This window comes from Actinobacillus vicugnae (assembly GCF_901687125.1).
Classification (GTDB): Bacteria; Pseudomonadota; Gammaproteobacteria; order Enterobacterales; family Pasteurellaceae; genus Actinobacillus; species Actinobacillus vicugnae.
On record NZ_CABFJY010000003.1, the window covers coordinates 1 to 16,636 of the forward strand.

The window sequence follows — 16,636 nt, forward strand, 5'->3', positions numbered from 1 at the left end:
ACCCTTCACGAGTACATGTATTACTATAACCACGAGCGTATTCAAGTGAAACTAAAAGGACTAAGCCCTGTTGAATACAGAACCCAGTCCTTGAATTAAATGTGTCTAACTTTTTGGGGTCAGATCAAAGGTGGTGTTTTTATATCTGCAAATCTTTGCTGAAATTAAACCGCTTACTTAAGTGGGCATTTTTGTTATAAGTTTATGTTGCGTTTATTCGGCTAGAGTACCCAATTATCAATAATGATCAAGGAGACAATATGGCTTTAAATTTAGCAAAATATGGGGTGATTGATTTACACCTACACCTAGATGGCTCGCTATCTCCAGAATGGATGATAGAATGGGCTACGAAACAACAAATTCAACTTCCCTCAACTGATCCGCAAAAATTACTTTCTTTCATTTCTGTTCCTCAAGATTGTAGCGACTTAAATCAGTATTTAGGTTGTTTCGAATTACCGATTTCATTATTACAAACGCCAGAAGCTTTAGCTTCATCAGTTGTTAATCTGTTACAGCGCTTAGATAAAATGGGCTTGCTTTATGTAGAAATTCGTTTTGCGCCACAACTTCATACCCAGCAAGAAATGAATCAAGAACAAGTGGTATTAGCAGCAATAAAAGGTTTGCAAGCAGGTCTTGCACAAACAAACTTGTTTAAAGCAAATTTAATTTTATGTTGTATGCGTGCAGCGGATAACCAAGCGGAAAATTTAGAAACGATACGTCTTGCACATAAATATTTAAGTCAAGGTGAAGCGGGGATAGTTGCAATCGACTTAGCGGGGGCAGAGGGAATATTTCCAACTGCAAATTTTGCCACAGAGTTTAATTATGCGAATAAATTAGGCGTGCCGTTTACGTTGCATGCAGGAGAGGCTGCGGGGGCTGAGAGTGTAGCGCTAGCATTAAATTTTGGTGCATCACGAATTGGACATGGCGTGCGAGCAATTCAATCAGAAACAGTTATGCATAGACTGATAGCAGACCGAACTCCATTAGAAATGTGTCCATGCAGTAATTTGCAAACTAAAACGGTTCAGCATTTGCAAGATTATCCATTACGTGCTTTTTTGCAACGTGATGTGGTTGCAACGTTAAATAGCGATAATATGACGGTTTCGCAGACCAATGTGCAACATGAGTTTCATGTGTTACAAACGGATTATCAGCTGACGGAAGAAGAAGCAAAACAACTTTTATTAAATGCTGTTGAGGCTACATTCCTTTCGCTTCAAGAGAAAAAAGCCTTATTACACAAAATTCACCAGCGTCATCCAGAGCTATTCTAACAAGCGGTTAAATTTCTCTTAAAATTGACAAAAAAGCACGAGTTAAATGCTCGTGCTTTGTATTTTTTAGTAGTAAGAATGTTCACCGTGTTGATGTTCAGTAACGTCTTTTACTCCGACTAACTCATCAGGGAACATTGCTAATAACTGTTTTTCGATCCCTTCTTTAAGGGTTACATCTACCATTGAACAGCCATTACAGCCACCACCAAATTGGAGGATTGCATATTTATCTTCTGTTACTTCAATTAAAGTTACTCGACCGCCATGACTTGCCAATTGTGGATTGACTTGCGTTTGGATCACATAATCTAAACGCTCAATAAAAGGCGCATCATCTGCAACTTTACGCATTTTCGCATTTGGTGCTTTAAGGGTAAGTTGTGATCCCATTGGATCTGTTACGTAATCAATCTCAGCTTCATCTAAAAACGGTAAGCTAATTTCATCCACAAATGCAGAAAAACCTTCGTATTCAAATTGCGTATCAGTTTCTTCTACCGCATTTGGTGGGCAGTAAGATACGCCACATTCTGCGTTAGGGCTACCTGGATTTACCACAAAAATACGGATATTGGTATTCTCTTCTTGTTGCTCTAAAAGGCGACGAAAATGTGTTTGTGCTGCTTCCGAAATTGAGATATGAATTGCTTCTTGTTCCATGATAAGTTTCCAAATTCGTTATTAAATTGAGTAAAACTGTCGGATATTTTACGCCTTACAAGCGGTTTTTTCTACCCAAAATTTTACCAAAATCAATTGTTAAAAAATTTGCAAAAAGTTTCAAAAATGTAACCGCTTGTTTTTCGAAAAACAAAGGATTTTTTCTTACCTCTTTAGAGGTAAGTTAAAAAAGTTTGGCTAATAAATATTGATTTACTTCAAATATTCAAGGGCTAAAGCCTTAAAAACGTGTGTTTTTGTGGAAAGTTAGCTCGTTTTTGAGGTAAAATACGTCGTTTATTTTATCCTGTGAATTAATAGCAAGATAAGACGCCAAATTTGAGAACTTAATGTAACTTTTTAGAAACAAGTGGGGGAATTCGTTTGTTTTTAAATGCAAAGTTACGGCTCAAGAGAAGTGATTACGATTTTTTCGTAATCTGATTTTTAACCCAACAAAAGTAGTGCAAATAATATGATTACAATCAAAAAAGGCTTGGATTTACCTATTGCGGGTACGCCAGCACAAGTAATCCATAACGGCAATACCGTTAATGAAGTTGCGATGCTTGGTGAAGAATATGTGGGTATGCGTCCTTCTATGAAAGTTCGTGAAGGCGATGTAGTGAAAAAAGGTCAAGTTCTTTTTGAAGATAAAAAGAACCCTGGCGTAGTATTTACTGCTCCTGCAAGCGGTACGGTAGTAACAATCAACCGTGGCGAAAAACGTGTTCTTCAATCAGTCGTAATCAAAGTTGAGGGTGATGAGCAAATTACCTTTACAAGCTATGAAGCTGCGCAATTAGCTTCTTTATCAGCTGAACAAATAAGAACAAACCTTGTTGAATCAGGTTTATGGACTGCGTTCCGTACACGTCCATTCAGCAAAGTTCCAGCGGTGGATGCAACTCCTGCATCAATTTTCGTTAATGCAATGGATACTAATCCATTAAGTGCTGATCCAGCAGTGATCATTAATGAATATAAAAATGACTTTGAACATGGCTTAACGGTATTAACTCGTTTAGGCGTTAAAGTGAACTTAGTTAAAGCGGCGGGGGCAAATGTTCCATCAATTAGCGGTGTAAATACTCATGAATTTGCAGGTCGTCATCCAGCAGGTTTGGTAGGTACACACATTCACTTCATTGATCCCGTTGGATTAACCAAAAGTGTATGGCACTTAAACTATCAAGATGTGATTGCAATCGGCAAATTATTCACAACGGGTGAATTATTTACCGATCGTGTGGTAGCACTTGCTGGCCCACAAGTAAAAACACCTCGTTTAGTGCGTACTCGTCTTGGGGCAAACCTTTCACAATTAACAGCTAATGAGCTAAATGCAGGTGAAAACCGTGTAATTTCTGGTTCTGTGTTAAGTGGTGCAACAGCTACGGGTCCTGTTGATTACTTAGGACGCTATGCGTTACAAGTTTCTGTACTTGCAGAAGGCCGTGAGAAAGAACTATTTGGTTGGATTATGCCAGGTTCGGATAAATTCTCTATTACACGTACTGTATTAGGTCATTTCAGCAAAAAATTATTTAACTTCACGACTGCAGTTCACGGTGGTGAGCGTGCAATGGTGCCAATTGGCGCATATGAGCGTGTAATGCCGTTAGATATTATTCCTACGTTATTACTTCGTGATTTAGCTGCTGGCGATACCGATTCTGCGCAAAACTTAGGTTGTTTAGAGCTAGATGAAGAAGATTTAGCATTATGTACTTATGTTTGCCCAGGTAAAAATAACTACGGTCCGATGTTACGTGCTGCGTTAGATAAGATCGAGAAGGAAGGTTAATAAAATGGGTTTAAAAAATCTTTTTGAAAAGATGGAACCTGCGTTTCACAAAGGTGGAAAATATGAGAAATGGTACACGCTTTTTGAAGCGACATATACCATTCTTTATACACCTGGTACAGTGACTCGTAAAGATTCACACGTTCGTGATGCGTTAGATTCTAAACGTATGATGATCATCGTATGGTTGGCATTATTCCCAGCAATGTTCTGGGGCATGTACAACGTAGGTGCGCAAGCTATTCTTGCTACAAGCCACTTAGGTACATTAGCGGATTCAATCGCAAATAACTGGCACTATGGTTTTTCAGATGCATTAGGCGCAACATTAACTGCAGATGCTGGTTGGGGGAGCAAAATGTTGCTTGGTGCAACATACTTCCTACCTATCTACTTAACGGTTTTCCTAGTAGGTGGTTTCTGGGAAGTGGTATTTGCAATGGTGCGTAAGCATGAAATCAACGAAGGTTTCTTCGTTACTTCTATCTTATTAGCATTAATTGTTCCACCAACTTTACCATTATGGCAAGCTGCACTTGCAACAACATTTGGTGTTGTTGTTGCAAAAGAAGTGTTTGGTGGTGTAGGTAAAAACTTTATGAACCCAGCATTAGCAGGTCGTGCGTTTTTATTCTTCGCTTATCCAGCACAAATCTCAGGTGATTTAGTGTGGACTGCAGCAGACGGCTTCTCTGGTGCAACAGCACTTTCACAATGGGCACAAGGTGGTCAAGGTGCGCTTAAACATGTAGTAACTGGTCAAGAAATTACTTGGATGGATGCTTTCTTAGGTAATATTCCTGGTTCAATCGGTGAAGTTTCAACGCTTATGTTAATCATCGGTGCTGCAATTATCGTGTTCACACGCATTGCTTCATGGCGCATTATTGCTGGCGTTATGATTGGTATGGCTGCAACTGCAACAGTATTTAACTTAATCGGTTCAAACACCAACCCGCTATTCTCTATGCCATGGCATTGGCACTTAGTGTTAGGTGGTTTCGCATTAGGTATGTTCTTTATGGCGACAGACCCTGTATCAGCTGCATTTACTAATAAAGGTAAATGGTGGTACGGTGCGTTAATCGGTTGTATGTGTGTTGTTATCCGTGTAGCAAACCCAGCGTACCCAGAAGGTATGATGTTAGCAATTTTATTCGCTAACTTATTTGCTCCGATCTTCGACTACTTAGTAGTTCAAGGCAATATCAAACGTAGAAAAGCGAAGGCGGCATAAGATGGCTAAATTTAATAAAGATAGCGTAGGCGGTACTTTAACCGTTGTTGTGTTATTAAGTTTAATCTGTTCTCTTATCGTAGCGGGTGCAGCAGTATTGCTAAAACCTACGCAAGATATTCAGAAAGTGCTTGATAAACAGAAAAATATTTTACAAGCAGCGGGTTTAATGCAACCAAATACTAATGTGCAAGAAACCTATGCAAAATTCATTGAGCCAAAAATCGTTGATTTAGCAACGGGTGATTATGTTGAAGGCGTAACAAACTTTGATGCAAAAGCTGCAGCGAAAGATCCTGCACAAAATGTAGCGATCAACCCAGCAGACGATAAAGCAAATATCAAAGTGCGTGCTAAATATGCAGAAGTATATTTAGTAAAAAACGAAGCGGGTAACGTAAGTCAAGTAGTACTTCCAATGTACGGTAATGGTTTATGGTCAATTATGTACGGCTTCGTTGCGGTTCAACCTGATGCTAACACAGTAAATGGTATTACTTACTATGAGCAAGGTGAAACTGCAGGTCTTGGTGGTGAAATCGCAAATCCAAACTGGCAGAAAAACTTTGTAGGTAAGAAATTATTCAACGCAAATAATGAAGTTGCATTAACTGTAGGTAAAGGCGCTTCAGCAGATAAAGAGCATGGTGTTGATGGCTTATCGGGTGCAACACTTACTTCAAACGGCGTAGATGGTTCATTTAAATATTGGTTTGGTGCTAATGGTTTTGGTCCATATTTAGCCAAATTTAAAGCAGCAATGGGAGCTAACTAATGGCGAGTAATAATCTTAAAAAGTTATTGTTATCTCCGATCGCAGATAACAACCCAATTGCATTACAGATCCTAGGTATCTGTTCTGCATTGGCGGTAACGACTCAGCTACAAACAGCATTTGTTATGGCGATTGCAGTAAGTTTGGTTACTGCGTTCTCTAGCCTGTTTATTTCAATGATTCGTAACTATATTCCTAATAGTATTCGTATCATTGTTCAAATGGCGATTATTGCATCACTTGTGATCTTAGTTGACCAAGTGTTACGTGCGTATGCATATGATTTATCGAAACAGCTTTCTGTATTCGTTGGTCTTATCATTACTAACTGTATTGTAATGGGGCGTGCAGAAGCATTCGCAATGAAATCTGGTCCAGTAGAAAGTTTTGTAGATGGTATTGGTAACGGTTTAGGTTATGGTGCAATGTTAATTATTGTTGCATTTTTCCGTGAATTAATTGGTTCAGGTAAAATCTTCGGTATTACTGTATTAGAAACTATTCAAAACGGTGGCTGGTATCAAGCAAACGGTTTATTCCTATTAGCACCAAGTGCGTTCTTTATTATCGGATTTGTTATCTGGGCAATTAGAACGTGGAAGCCAGAACAAGTGGAGAAATAAGATGGAACATTATTTAAGTCTATTTGTTAAGTCTGTATTCATTGAGAATATGGCACTTTCTTTCTTCCTTGGTATGTGTACATTCCTTGCGGTGTCTAAGAAAGTTTCAACAGCTTTTGGTTTAGGTATTGCGGTAATCGTAGTATTAGGTATTGCGGTACCTGCAAACCAATTAGTTTACACACACGTGCTAAAAGCAGATGCACTAGTTCAGGGAGTAGATTTAAGCTTCTTAAACTTTATTACCTTTATCGGTGTTATTGCAGCACTTGTTCAAATTCTTGAAATGATTTTGGATAAGTTCTTCCCTGCTTTATATAGTGCATTAGGTATCTTCTTACCATTAATTACCGTAAACTGTGCGATTTTTGGTGGTGTGTCATTCATGGTTCAACGTGAATACAACTTCACTGAATCAGTGGTTTATGGTATCGGTGCAGGTACAGGCTGGATGCTAGCAATTGTAGCACTTGCAGGTTTAACTGAAAAAATGAAATATGCTGATGTTCCAGCAGGTCTTCGTGGTTTAGGCATCACCTTTATTACGGTAGGCTTAATGGCGTTAGGTTTCATGTCATTCTCAGGCATTCAATTATAAGGAGCATATCGTGGATAGTAATTTTATTTTCGGTATTGTCGCATTTACTGCTCTGGTATTAGTGCTTGCGGTGATCATTCTTTTCGCTAAATCAAAATTAGTGGATTCTGGTGATATCACCATCTCAATTAACAATGACCCTGAAAAAGGTATTACCCTTCCAGCAGGCGGAAAATTGCTTGGCGCTTTAGCGAGCAAAGGTATTTTCGTATCAAGTGCTTGTGGTGGTGGTGGCTCATGTGGTCAATGTAAAGTACAAGTAAAATCTGGCGGTGGTGAGATTCTTCCAACCGAGTTATCACATATTTCTAAGAAAGAAGCGAAAGAAGGCTGGCGTTTAGCGTGTCAGGTAAACGTGAAATCTTCAATGGATGTTGAACTTCCTGAAGAAATCTTTGGTGTAAAAAAATGGGAATGTACGGTTATTTCTAACGATAACAAAGCAACCTTTATCAAAGAACTTAAACTTCAAATTCCTGAAGGTGAAGAAGTACCTTTCCGTGCGGGTGGTTATATTCAGATTGAAGCAGAGCCTCATACAGTTAATTATAAAGACTTCGATATTCCAAAAGAGTATCACGAAGACTGGGATAAATTTAACTTATGGCGCTATGTGTCAAAAGTGGATGAGCATATCATTCGTGCATACTCAATGGCTTCATATCCAGAAGAGAAAGGCATTATTATGCTTAATGTGCGTATTGCAACGCCTCCACCACGTAACCCAGATGTACCACCAGGTCAAATGTCGTCATATATTTGGTCATTAAAACCAGGTGATAAAGTGACTATTTCTGGACCGTTCGGTGAATTCTTCGCGAAAGACACTGATAATGAAATGGTGTTTATCGGTGGTGGTGCTGGTATGGCGCCAATGCGTTCACATATTTTTGACCAATTAAAACGCTTAAAATCTAAACGTAAAATGTCATTCTGGTACGGTGCTCGTTCTAAACGTGAAATCTTCTATCAAGAAGACTTTGACCAATTAGCGGCAGAAAATGATAACTTTGAATGGCACGTAGCGCTTTCAGATGCGTTACCAGAAGATAACTGGACAGGTTATACAGGCTTTATTCATAACGTACTTTATGAAAATTATCTGAAAAATCATGAAGCACCAGAAGACTGCGAATACTATATGTGTGGTCCTCCAGTGATGAATGCAGCGGTAATCGGTATGCTGAAGAGCTTAGGTGTTGAAGACGAAAATATCTTATTAGATGATTTCGGTGGTTAATACTTAACTCTCTGACAAGCGGTCAAATTTGCAGAATTTTTTGCAAATTTGACCGCTTATATATAAATTTTATTTAGAAAATACTCTTTTTATGGCATTTTCTAAATAAAATTTGCAACATTACGAAATATTACCTTTTTTTAAATCATTAAAAGTATGAAACTAAAATCTCTTTTTATTTTTGCAATCTTTTCCTTATTTTTAACCGCTTGTAACAAAACTCCAGAGCAAATTACCTTACAAGGTAAAACGATGGGGACGACTTACACCATAAAATATATTGATGATGGTAATGCAAAAGATTTACCAACTTCGGAAGAAATGCAAAAGCAGTTAGACAGCATATTGGTTGCGGTAAATAATGAAATGTCTACTTACCAAAAATCTTCGCAAATTAGCCATTTCAACCAATTAAGTACGGTAGGGCAAGCGGTCAATATTTCTCAAGATTTTGCAAAAGTGGTTGCTGAAGCAATTAGGCTGAACCAAATAACTGAAGGGGCATTAGACGTTACTGTCGGGCCTTTAGTCAATTTATGGGGATTTGGTCCAGATAAACGCCTTAATAAAGTGCCTTCTGCTGAACAAATTTCTGAACGAGCAAAAGCAGTAGGGATTGAAAAACTAAAATTGGTTACGGGTGAACAGCCATCATTAATTAAATTAGTGCCAGATCTCTATCTCGATTTGTCTTCAATTGCTAAAGGTTTTGGTGTTGATAAGCTTGCAGAGCATTTAGAAGGCTTTGATATTGCTAATTATCTGGTTGAAATCGGTGGTGAATTACGTGGCAAAGGCAAAAATTTACAAGGCGTTGATTGGCGCATCGCAATTGAACAGCCAACCTTAGTACAAGGTCAATCAGCACAAATTACCGTGCCATTACATAATCTTGCTATGGCAACATCAGGTAACTACCGCAACTATTTTGAAGATGAGCAAGGCAACCGCCTTTCGCATATTATTAATCCGAAAGAATTACGCCCTGTAAATCATAAATTAGCTTCTATTACCGTATTTTCGCCAACGACGATGACGGCAGATGGTTTATCCACTGGTTTATTTGTATTAGGTCCAGAAAAAGCACTTGAAGTGGCAGAACGTGAAAATTTGGCTGTTTTCTTGATTATTAAAAATGGCGATACTTTTGAAACGAAAATGTCGAGTGCATTTGAAACATTAATTAACCAAAAATAATTGGAGTGAACAATGGAAACATTATTAATTACTTTCGGCTTTTTTATTGCTGTGATTTTTGCGATGTCGATTGGTTTTATTATCAAAGGTAAAACTATTAAAGGTAGCTGTGGCGGCATTACCGCATTAGGTATGAAAAAAATGTGCGACTGCGAAGAGCCTTGCGATAACTTAAAAGCAAAAATGGCAGACGGCACAGCGGATCCTGAAGAAGTTGCTCGTTTTAATAAAGAACCTCAATTTTATGAAGTGAAATAACCTTTTGAGGGAGCTGTACAATGCAAAATATTCGTTTTAAACAGCGCCTGGATAATTATTGTAAAGCGGTGGATTATTTACAGGCAGAGATCAGCCAGTATGCGGATACAGAGCTAGATATAGTAAAAAAAGGCATTGTTCAGAGTTTTGAGATTACCCATGAACTAGCGTGGAAACTCATGCAGGATATTCTGAAAGAAGAAGGTGAGCAGGATATTTTTGGCTCTAAAACCGCCACACGGTTGGCATTTAATCGAGGGCTCATTTCTCAAGGTGAAATTTGGTTAGATATGGTGAAAAGCCGTAACTTAACTGTTCATACTTATGATGAAATGATTTTAACTGAAGAATTTAACAAAATTATTCATCGTTATTTGCCATTATTTATTGAGTTTAAACAAAGACTTCAACAGTTATGGCAGAATTTGGATTAAGCGAGAGAGCTTGTCGTACTATTTGTACTATTTTAGCTAAATATCCTGAGGTGGAGCAGGCGATTATTTACGGTTCAAGAGCAAAAGGCAATTATCGGGAAGGTTCGGATATTGATTTAACCCTCAAAGGAAGCCAACTAAACCAAACTATTCTAGGTCGTATTTGGTTAGATTTGGATGATTCTGATTCACCTTATCTCTTTGATTTATCTATTTATCATCAACTCACTAACGACAATTTGCGGTCTGAGATTGATCGTTCAGGAAAACTTTTCTATCAACAAGAAAAGAAACTATTTTGAAATACAAGCGGTAGAAATTGTGAATTTTTTTGCAAATTTGATCGCTTGTAACATATCTAATGGCATAAACTCTCGTGTTTATGCCGCTTTCAATATGGGGTAAGTGAATACTTACACTTTTGTTAAACCAACCAATGTGCTTCGCCTTAACCGAAGTTACGGGAGAATTATGACAAATCAAACTCAACTTAACTCAAAAACTTATGACGCACACTTTCCTAAATTAACGGCCGAACAGCTGGCAGAAAATGCGAAGAAGAAAGTGATTATCGGTATGTCTGGTGGTGTAGATTCTTCAGTATCAGCCTTTATTTTGCAGCAGCAAGGCTATCAAGTCGAAGGCTTGTTTATGAAAAACTGGGAAGAAGACGATGATACGGATTATTGCACTGCTGCTGCAGACCTAGCGGATGCCCAAGCAGTTGCTGATAAATTAGGTATGAAGCTACATAAAATTAATTTTGCTGCAGAATATTGGGACAATGTATTTGAACATTTCTTAAATGAATACAAAGCAGGACGTACGCCAAATCCAGATATTCTGTGCAATAAAGAAATTAAATTTAAAGCCTTTTTAGAATATGCCGCAGAAGATTTAGGGGCTGATTATATTGCAACTGGACATTATGTGCGCCGTAGTGATGATGATAACAATGCACAATTGCTACGAGGCTTAGATGAAAATAAAGATCAAAGTTATTTTCTTTATACATTAAGTCATAAACAAGTGGGGCAAAGCTTATTCCCTGTCGGCGATATTGAAAAACCAATTGTACGCCAAATTGCAGAAGATCTTGGTTTAGCAACGGCGAAGAAAAAAGATTCAACAGGTATTTGTTTTATTGGCGAACGTAAATTTAAAGATTTTCTCGCGCGTTATTTACCTGCACAACCTGGTGAGATTAAAACGGTAGAGGGTAAAGTGGTTGGTCGTCATGATGGTTTAATGTATCACACTCTTGGTCAGCGTAAAGGCTTGGGAATTGGTGGTGTAAAAGGCTTAAGTGAAGATCCATTTTATGTAGTAGAAAAAGACTTGGTTAATAATGTCTTGGTGGTAGCGCAAGGGCATGATAATTCGGCATTGCTTTCAAACGGATTAATAGCGACTCAACTACACTGGGTTGATCGCCAACCGATTCGTGAAAACCTACGTTGCACGGTTAAAACACGTTATCGCCAAACGGATATTGCGTGCGAAATTCAACCGCTTGATGATAATACCATTCGTGTGATTTTTGATGAGCCACAAATCGCTGTTACTCCAGGTCAGTCTGCCGTGTTTTACCAAGGCGAAATTTGCTTAGGTGGTGGTGTGATTGAAGAGCAGTTGAAGTAATTATTAACATATCTTTGGTGTAATTAATCATAAATGATAGATATATTTTGATAAATATTTATAAATAAGAACTAAACTAAAAGGGCGAAAGCCCTTTTTTTATTTTATATGTGTTCATTGTTTTAATTAAAATAACTTGTAGATAAATCAAAATAAACGTACCAATCGGATTTACAGTATTTTTCAACTAATATTGGCTTTTTGTTATCTAAATCAAGTTTTGGATTTTAGATTATCTTTCCCAACTATTCTTTAAATAATTTAAATACCCGCAGTATGTAAGTTGATACAGAGTTGGGCATTATCCTTGAATGTAAGGAAGTTACTCAAAATATACGCCATCCTTTATGGGGTCACATACCAATAATGAGCTTAAAGCAAATCCGTTAGATATGTAATTTTGATAAAACAGAAGCAATTGTTAGAATGTGCTTTACAACAAGGGCAAGGAGATGTTCTCTGTCACTAGAAATAGGTTTTGCAATAGATAAAAAATATGATCTAGCTAAGCGGTAAAAATTATTGTAATTATCAACTACCTCTGCTTTGGGCATATCATCGAGAGTTGTGTGAGTAGTTAACTGGTTGTTACAAGCACAAATAAAGATACACAGAGCATCAGCATATAATTCGTTTTATTGGAAACATTTATCCTCTCCTTATTATTAATGAATATAAATCGTGGAATAGCCCTAATAATGTTTTACATTTTCGGTGGCTTGAATTTTAGAAATAATTGGTTTTGCCTGTTCACTAATAAAGAATTGATAGGTGGAGTCTGGTACCATAGTCTTCATTTTTGCCCAATCATTGTGTTTGAGTGCTTCTCTCACCGCAGATGCACTAATAATTTGTGCATTTACACTTTTTCGATTAACCACAACACATTCCAACCCATGTTCAACTAATTTTTCTTGCATAATTTGATTATAAATATTGGTGACGCGGCTAAACGGCTCATCGCCCACATAGCGTCGCTGAATGCCGAGCGCTTTAGCAATAGCCGTAAATATTTGCAGATCTAACATTGCATTACTTTCGATCACCGCGTTATCATTTTCTTGGAAATAGCTAGGAAAGGTAGCAGAGCTAATAATATAAGAGCCACTTTCATGACAAATAACATTACTTAAATGTGCAACACCTTGTAACACCAATTGCTTTCTTACCGAAAAGGGCACTAAGCTTTTATCTTCCGATACTATAAAAAGATGCACTAGATCATTTTCTTTTGCCGCTTTTTCAACTAAATAAAGATGACCTAAAGTAAAAGGATTGGCATTCATTACAATGGCTGCCACTCGTTGAGATGCTTCTGGAGCAGGGCAAGAAGCGGTCAAATTAGCTAAATAATTTGCAAATCCAGTACGTTGATTTTCCATAAAGGAAATTTTCCCTTCAATTCGAGCAATCTCATAAAAGCCTAAACTTTTAAAGAATTGGCTGGCTGAAGTTTTGGTATAGAGGAAAATATGCGAATTACCACGCTCAAATTGCTGATTGACTAAATGAGTTACAATTCGATTCATTAAGCCTTCACCTTGATATTGCTGAGATACTGCTAAACAACGTAATGTATTTGCAAAGCAACTGCCTGTCGCAATCACTTGATCATCTTGATTGAACATTGCACAGGTATAATCAAGATTATGATCGCGGCGAATACCTTCTTGGGCTAATAAGCGATCAATTGCCTGATAAGTTGATTTATCAAAATCAAAAACTTCACCAATATTATATTCAGCCACGCTTTTCCCCCTTTATGAGTTTTACTTCGAATTTTTTCGGCACAATAAAAATAGCAGGAATCACAATAATGGCCATTAGCCAGAAAGCAAAATCAGGCATTTGTTGATAAATCATACCTGAGGCAAAAGTGAAAACTGCCATAAAACCACAGTTTGATAGTGCAAAATAGAGCCCTTGTAGCTTAGTGATTTTTTCGGATTTTTGAGTGGAAATATAGCGGATCATTGCATAATGTGCCATGCCGAAAGTGATTGCGTGGAAAGTTTGCGAAATGGCAAGCGGTATGATTTCAGTGGTTGAAGCCAAAATTGTCCAGCGCAGAATAGCAATCACACTGGCAACTAGCACTAAATGTGAAATTCTCCATGACTTAAATAAACGGTTTGAAAAAAGGAAAAATAAGATTTCGGCACTCACCGCAAAGCCCCATAAAAAACTACTGGTTTGTGTAGAAATACCCGCATTCGCCCAATGAATGGTGCTATAAGTATAGTAAGTGGCGTGTGAGCCTAAAATTAATGAAATTGCAAGCAACATACGTAATGTGGTTGGCTCTTTGAGCAATTGCCAATAGCTTAAATTAGCTGATTGCTGTTGATTTGATGTTGTTTGGAACGTTATCTTGGGCGTAAGTAGTTGCCCTGCTCCTAACAGTACAAAAAAGCTAAACATAATCCAAATAATTGAGCTTTCACCGAGCCAACCTGTTAAATAACCAGTGCTTAGCGAGCCAATCACAAAAGCAATTGAGCCAAACAAACGCGCTTTGCCGTAATCAATTCCTACTTGCTGTTGCCAAAGTGAAGCAATACTGTCGCCGATAGGCATCGCACCTGCATTGAAAATATGGAAGAGCATTAAAATAGGAAACAGTAACCAGATAGATTCAACCGACCAAGCGATTAAAGCGATCGCTAATAAATTTAGTAAAGTGAGCCAACGAGCGATGGGAATTAATTGATTTGGCTCTTTTGCCCACATTGAAGAGAGCATTCCACCCGTAAAGCGAAATAGATAGCCAAATGAGGCAAGTAAGCCGATTATCTCTGTGCTATAGCCATATTGCTTGAGCCAAACGGGTAAAAAAGGTTGAAGTACACCATAAGCGCAAAAAAAGCCAAAAAAGTTAAATGCAGCCCATTGGAAAGGCGAGGTTTTTATCATAGTTGTTGCTCCATTTCTTCAGCGCGGTGAATAGCTGCCCACATTGCTTGATCAACTGTTTGAGCCAGCTGTTTTTGCTCAAATACCGCAAGTGCTTGGGCGGTTGTTCCTCCTTTAGAGGTTACATTTTCTCTGAGGGTAGCAAGCGGAATATTTGGGTTCGCCTCGACTAATTTCGCTGCCCCAACAGCAGCTTGTTGCACCAATAGACGTGCATCTGTTTCACTAAAGCCCATTTGTATGGCACTTTGTTGCATTGCTTCCATAAAATGGAAAAAATACGCAGGGCTTGAGCCTGTAATCGCAATAATATGATTGATTTGTTGTTCTTGCTCTACCCAATAGCATTTGCCTACAGCCGACATGAGTTCCTCCGCAAATCGACAAGCAGTTGAATTTACAGATTTTTTTGCAAATAGCCCTGTCATTCCCTCTCCAATCAGTGAAGGTGTATTCGGCATACTACGTACGATATTGGTTGCGGTCGGTAAAAGCTGTTCTAAACGTGCAACCGAAACTCCTGCTGCAATGGAAATAACCGATTTATGGCTAAAGTCAATGTCGGCAAGCTCAGCACAAACCTCGGCCATCATTTGTGGTTTAACCGCTAACACCACCACTTCTGCTCGTTTAACAGCTTCTTTATTTGCAAAATTTGTGTTAATTCCGACCGCTTGTAATGCTTGTCTACGAACGATATTACTTTTATTACAAGCAATAATTTGTGAGGCGGGATAGCCGCTTTTTAATAGCCCTTGAATAATAGCGTACGCCATATTGCCAGAGCCAAGGAAAGTGAGGAGAGGGTAATGTTTCATCTTTATTTCCCGCTAGTGTTAATCAATTTTATCTGTTGTTACCACTTTATTGACTTAGCCAAAGAAAGTAACCAAAAAATAGGAAAATTGGTTATTTACCCTCTTAGGTCTGCTTACTTTCTTTGTATTAAAATAGTGATAAATAAGAAAAGTCACAAAGGATTCGGATTTTTCGGTAAAATACTTCCTTCATTGTAGCGCAAATATGAAAAAAAGGATCTGTAAAAATGATTTGGTTCAAGAATGTAATGATTTATCGCCTGACTTCGCCACTTTCGCTTGAAAGTAACAGTCTAGAAGCTCAGTTACAGCAAACAAAATTTACTCCTTGTTCGCAAAGTGATATGAGTAAATTTGGTTGGTCGAATCCGCTTGCGAGTTCGGAATTATTGCACTTTTCACAAGCTAAGCAATTTTTATTGGTTTCGCATAAAGAAGACAAATTATTGCCTGCTAATGTAATCAAAAAAGAAACAGAAGAGCGAGTGGCAGCTTTAGAAGAGAAAGAAGCCCGTAAGCTTAAAAAAACCGAGAAACAGGCGATTAAGGATGATGTAGTTGCTATGCTACTTCCTCGTGCATTTAGTAAACACCAGTTTACGGCGATTTGGCTAGATTTAGAGGCACAATTAGTTTATGTCGATGCCGCATCGAGTAAACGAGCCGAAGATACCTTAGCACTGTTACGTAAAACGTTAGGCTCTCTGCCTGTTGTGCCGATTTCTTTTTCGCTGTTGCCAAGTGAAGTGATGACCAATTGGATTGCGAAAGGGCATACGCCAAATTGGCTAAATTTATTGGAAGAAGCGGAACTTAAATCTTTTGATACGGATAGCATTATTCGTTGTAAACGACAAGATCTTGAAAGTGATGAGATTACTCAGCATTTACAAGCGGGCAAATTTGTCACAAAACTTGCAATTGATTGGGAAAGCCATTTTTCATGTGTACTAAACGAAGATGCAACCCTTTCTCGAGTGAAATTTGCTGATGAAGTTCGAGAAAAAAATGACGATATTTTAAAAGAGGACATTGCCCAACGCTTTGATGCAGATTTTTTATTAATGACCGAAGAACTCAGATTATTTACCCAAAAAATAATTGCGGAATTTGGCGGTATTAAAGAGCGTATTTAGG

General features: G+C 38.1%; 18 protein-coding genes. 14 read left to right on the plus strand and 4 right to left on the minus strand.

Annotated features, from left to right (window positions below; genetic code table 11):
• Window positions 1-99, plus strand: a 99-nt coding sequence (locus tag F8M47_RS00800) for an IS3 family transposase (protein WP_150538323.1), incomplete at its 5' end; no start/stop codon positions are given.
• Window positions 100-260: 161 nt separating this feature from the next.
• On the plus strand, window positions 261-1,295 hold the full coding sequence (gene add / locus F8M47_RS00805; RefSeq protein ID WP_150538324.1) for an adenosine deaminase: 1,035 nt from the start codon (window positions 261-263) through the stop codon (window positions 1,293-1,295).
• Window positions 1,296-1,361: 66 nt separating this feature from the next.
• Here add and nfuA read toward each other — a convergent pair whose 3' ends face one another.
• Complete coding sequence (gene nfuA, locus F8M47_RS00810; RefSeq protein WP_208790019.1) at window positions 1,362-1,961, minus strand: Fe-S biogenesis protein NfuA; 600 nt, start codon at window positions 1,959-1,961, stop codon at window positions 1,362-1,364.
• Window positions 1,962-2,433: 472 nt separating this feature from the next.
• On the opposite strand from nfuA, the gene F8M47_RS00815 reads away from it, so the two are divergent.
• The 11 genes from F8M47_RS00815 to mnmA all read left to right on the plus strand — a co-directional run bounded on the left by F8M47_RS00815 (window position 2,434) and on the right by mnmA (window position 11,768).
• A complete protein-coding gene (locus F8M47_RS00815; protein ID WP_150538326.1) occupies window positions 2,434-3,765 on the plus strand; it encodes a Na(+)-translocating NADH-quinone reductase subunit A in 1,332 nt (443 codons plus the stop codon).
• Between the two features lie 4 nt (window positions 3,766-3,769).
• The gene (locus F8M47_RS00820) at window positions 3,770-5,002 is read left to right on the plus strand and encodes an NADH:ubiquinone reductase (Na(+)-transporting) subunit B (protein WP_150538327.1); all 1,233 of its coding nucleotides are present in this window, start codon (window positions 3,770-3,772) and stop codon (window positions 5,000-5,002) included.
• A 1-nt stretch (window position 5,003) separates the two neighbouring features.
• Window positions 5,004-5,777, plus strand: a complete 774-nt coding sequence (locus tag F8M47_RS00825; protein ID WP_150538328.1) for a Na(+)-translocating NADH-quinone reductase subunit C — start codon at window positions 5,004-5,006, stop codon at window positions 5,775-5,777.
• A complete protein-coding gene (locus F8M47_RS00830) occupies window positions 5,777-6,400 on the plus strand; it encodes an NADH:ubiquinone reductase (Na(+)-transporting) subunit D (protein ID WP_150538329.1) in 624 nt (207 codons plus the stop codon). Before F8M47_RS00825 ends, F8M47_RS00830 begins: the two co-directional genes overlap by 1 nt.
• A 1-nt stretch (window position 6,401) precedes the next feature.
• Entirely contained in the window at window positions 6,402-6,998 is a 597-nt protein-coding gene (gene nqrE / locus F8M47_RS00835) for an NADH:ubiquinone reductase (Na(+)-transporting) subunit E (protein WP_150538330.1), read from the plus strand.
• Window positions 6,999-7,008: 10 nt separating this feature from the next.
• Entirely contained in the window at window positions 7,009-8,238 is a 1,230-nt protein-coding gene (gene nqrF, locus F8M47_RS00840) for an NADH:ubiquinone reductase (Na(+)-transporting) subunit F (RefSeq protein WP_150538331.1), read from the plus strand.
• Window positions 8,239-8,394: 156 nt separating this feature from the next.
• Window positions 8,395-9,435: an FAD:protein FMN transferase gene (locus F8M47_RS00845; protein WP_150538332.1), complete on the plus strand. Its 1,041-nt coding sequence runs from the start codon at window positions 8,395-8,397 to the stop codon at window positions 9,433-9,435.
• Between the two features lie 12 nt (window positions 9,436-9,447).
• On the plus strand, window positions 9,448-9,693 hold the full coding sequence (nqrM, locus tag F8M47_RS00850) for a (Na+)-NQR maturation NqrM (protein ID WP_150538333.1): 246 nt from the start codon (window positions 9,448-9,450) through the stop codon (window positions 9,691-9,693).
• A 20-nt stretch (window positions 9,694-9,713) separates the two neighbouring features.
• Window positions 9,714-10,127, plus strand: a complete 414-nt coding sequence (locus tag F8M47_RS00855; RefSeq protein WP_150538334.1) for a nucleotidyltransferase substrate binding protein — start codon at window positions 9,714-9,716, stop codon at window positions 10,125-10,127.
• Window positions 10,109-10,429 (plus strand): nucleotidyltransferase domain-containing protein, encoded by a 321-nt coding sequence (locus F8M47_RS00860; protein ID WP_150538335.1) that lies wholly within the window; start codon window positions 10,109-10,111, stop codon window positions 10,427-10,429. The genes F8M47_RS00855 and F8M47_RS00860 overlap by 19 nt, the downstream gene beginning before the upstream one ends.
• Window positions 10,430-10,598: 169 nt before the next feature.
• Window positions 10,599-11,768 (plus strand): tRNA 2-thiouridine(34) synthase MnmA, encoded by a 1,170-nt coding sequence (mnmA, locus tag F8M47_RS00865; protein WP_150538336.1) that lies wholly within the window; start codon window positions 10,599-10,601, stop codon window positions 11,766-11,768.
• Between the two features lie 692 nt (window positions 11,769-12,460).
• On the opposite strand, the gene citC is transcribed toward mnmA, so the two are convergent.
• The 3 genes from citC to proC are packed head-to-tail and all read right to left on the minus strand — an operon-like array spanning window position 12,461 to window position 15,499.
• Window positions 12,461-13,516, minus strand: a complete 1,056-nt coding sequence (citC, locus tag F8M47_RS00870) for a [citrate (pro-3S)-lyase] ligase (protein WP_150538337.1) — start codon at window positions 13,514-13,516, stop codon at window positions 12,461-12,463.
• Window positions 13,509-14,681 (minus strand): 3-phenylpropionate MFS transporter, encoded by a 1,173-nt coding sequence (locus F8M47_RS00875; protein WP_150538338.1) that lies wholly within the window; start codon window positions 14,679-14,681, stop codon window positions 13,509-13,511. The genes citC and F8M47_RS00875 overlap by 8 nt, the downstream gene beginning before the upstream one ends.
• Window positions 14,678-15,499 (minus strand): pyrroline-5-carboxylate reductase, encoded by an 822-nt coding sequence (gene proC, locus F8M47_RS00880; protein WP_150538339.1) that lies wholly within the window; start codon window positions 15,497-15,499, stop codon window positions 14,678-14,680. Before proC ends, F8M47_RS00875 begins: the two co-directional genes overlap by 4 nt.
• A 227-nt stretch (window positions 15,500-15,726) precedes the next feature.
• Here proC and rdgC point away from each other — a divergent pair, with 227 nt between their 5' ends.
• Entirely contained in the window at window positions 15,727-16,635 is a 909-nt protein-coding gene (rdgC, locus tag F8M47_RS00885; RefSeq protein ID WP_150538340.1) for a recombination-associated protein RdgC, read from the plus strand.
• The last annotated feature ends 1 nt before the right edge of the window (window position 16,636 follow it).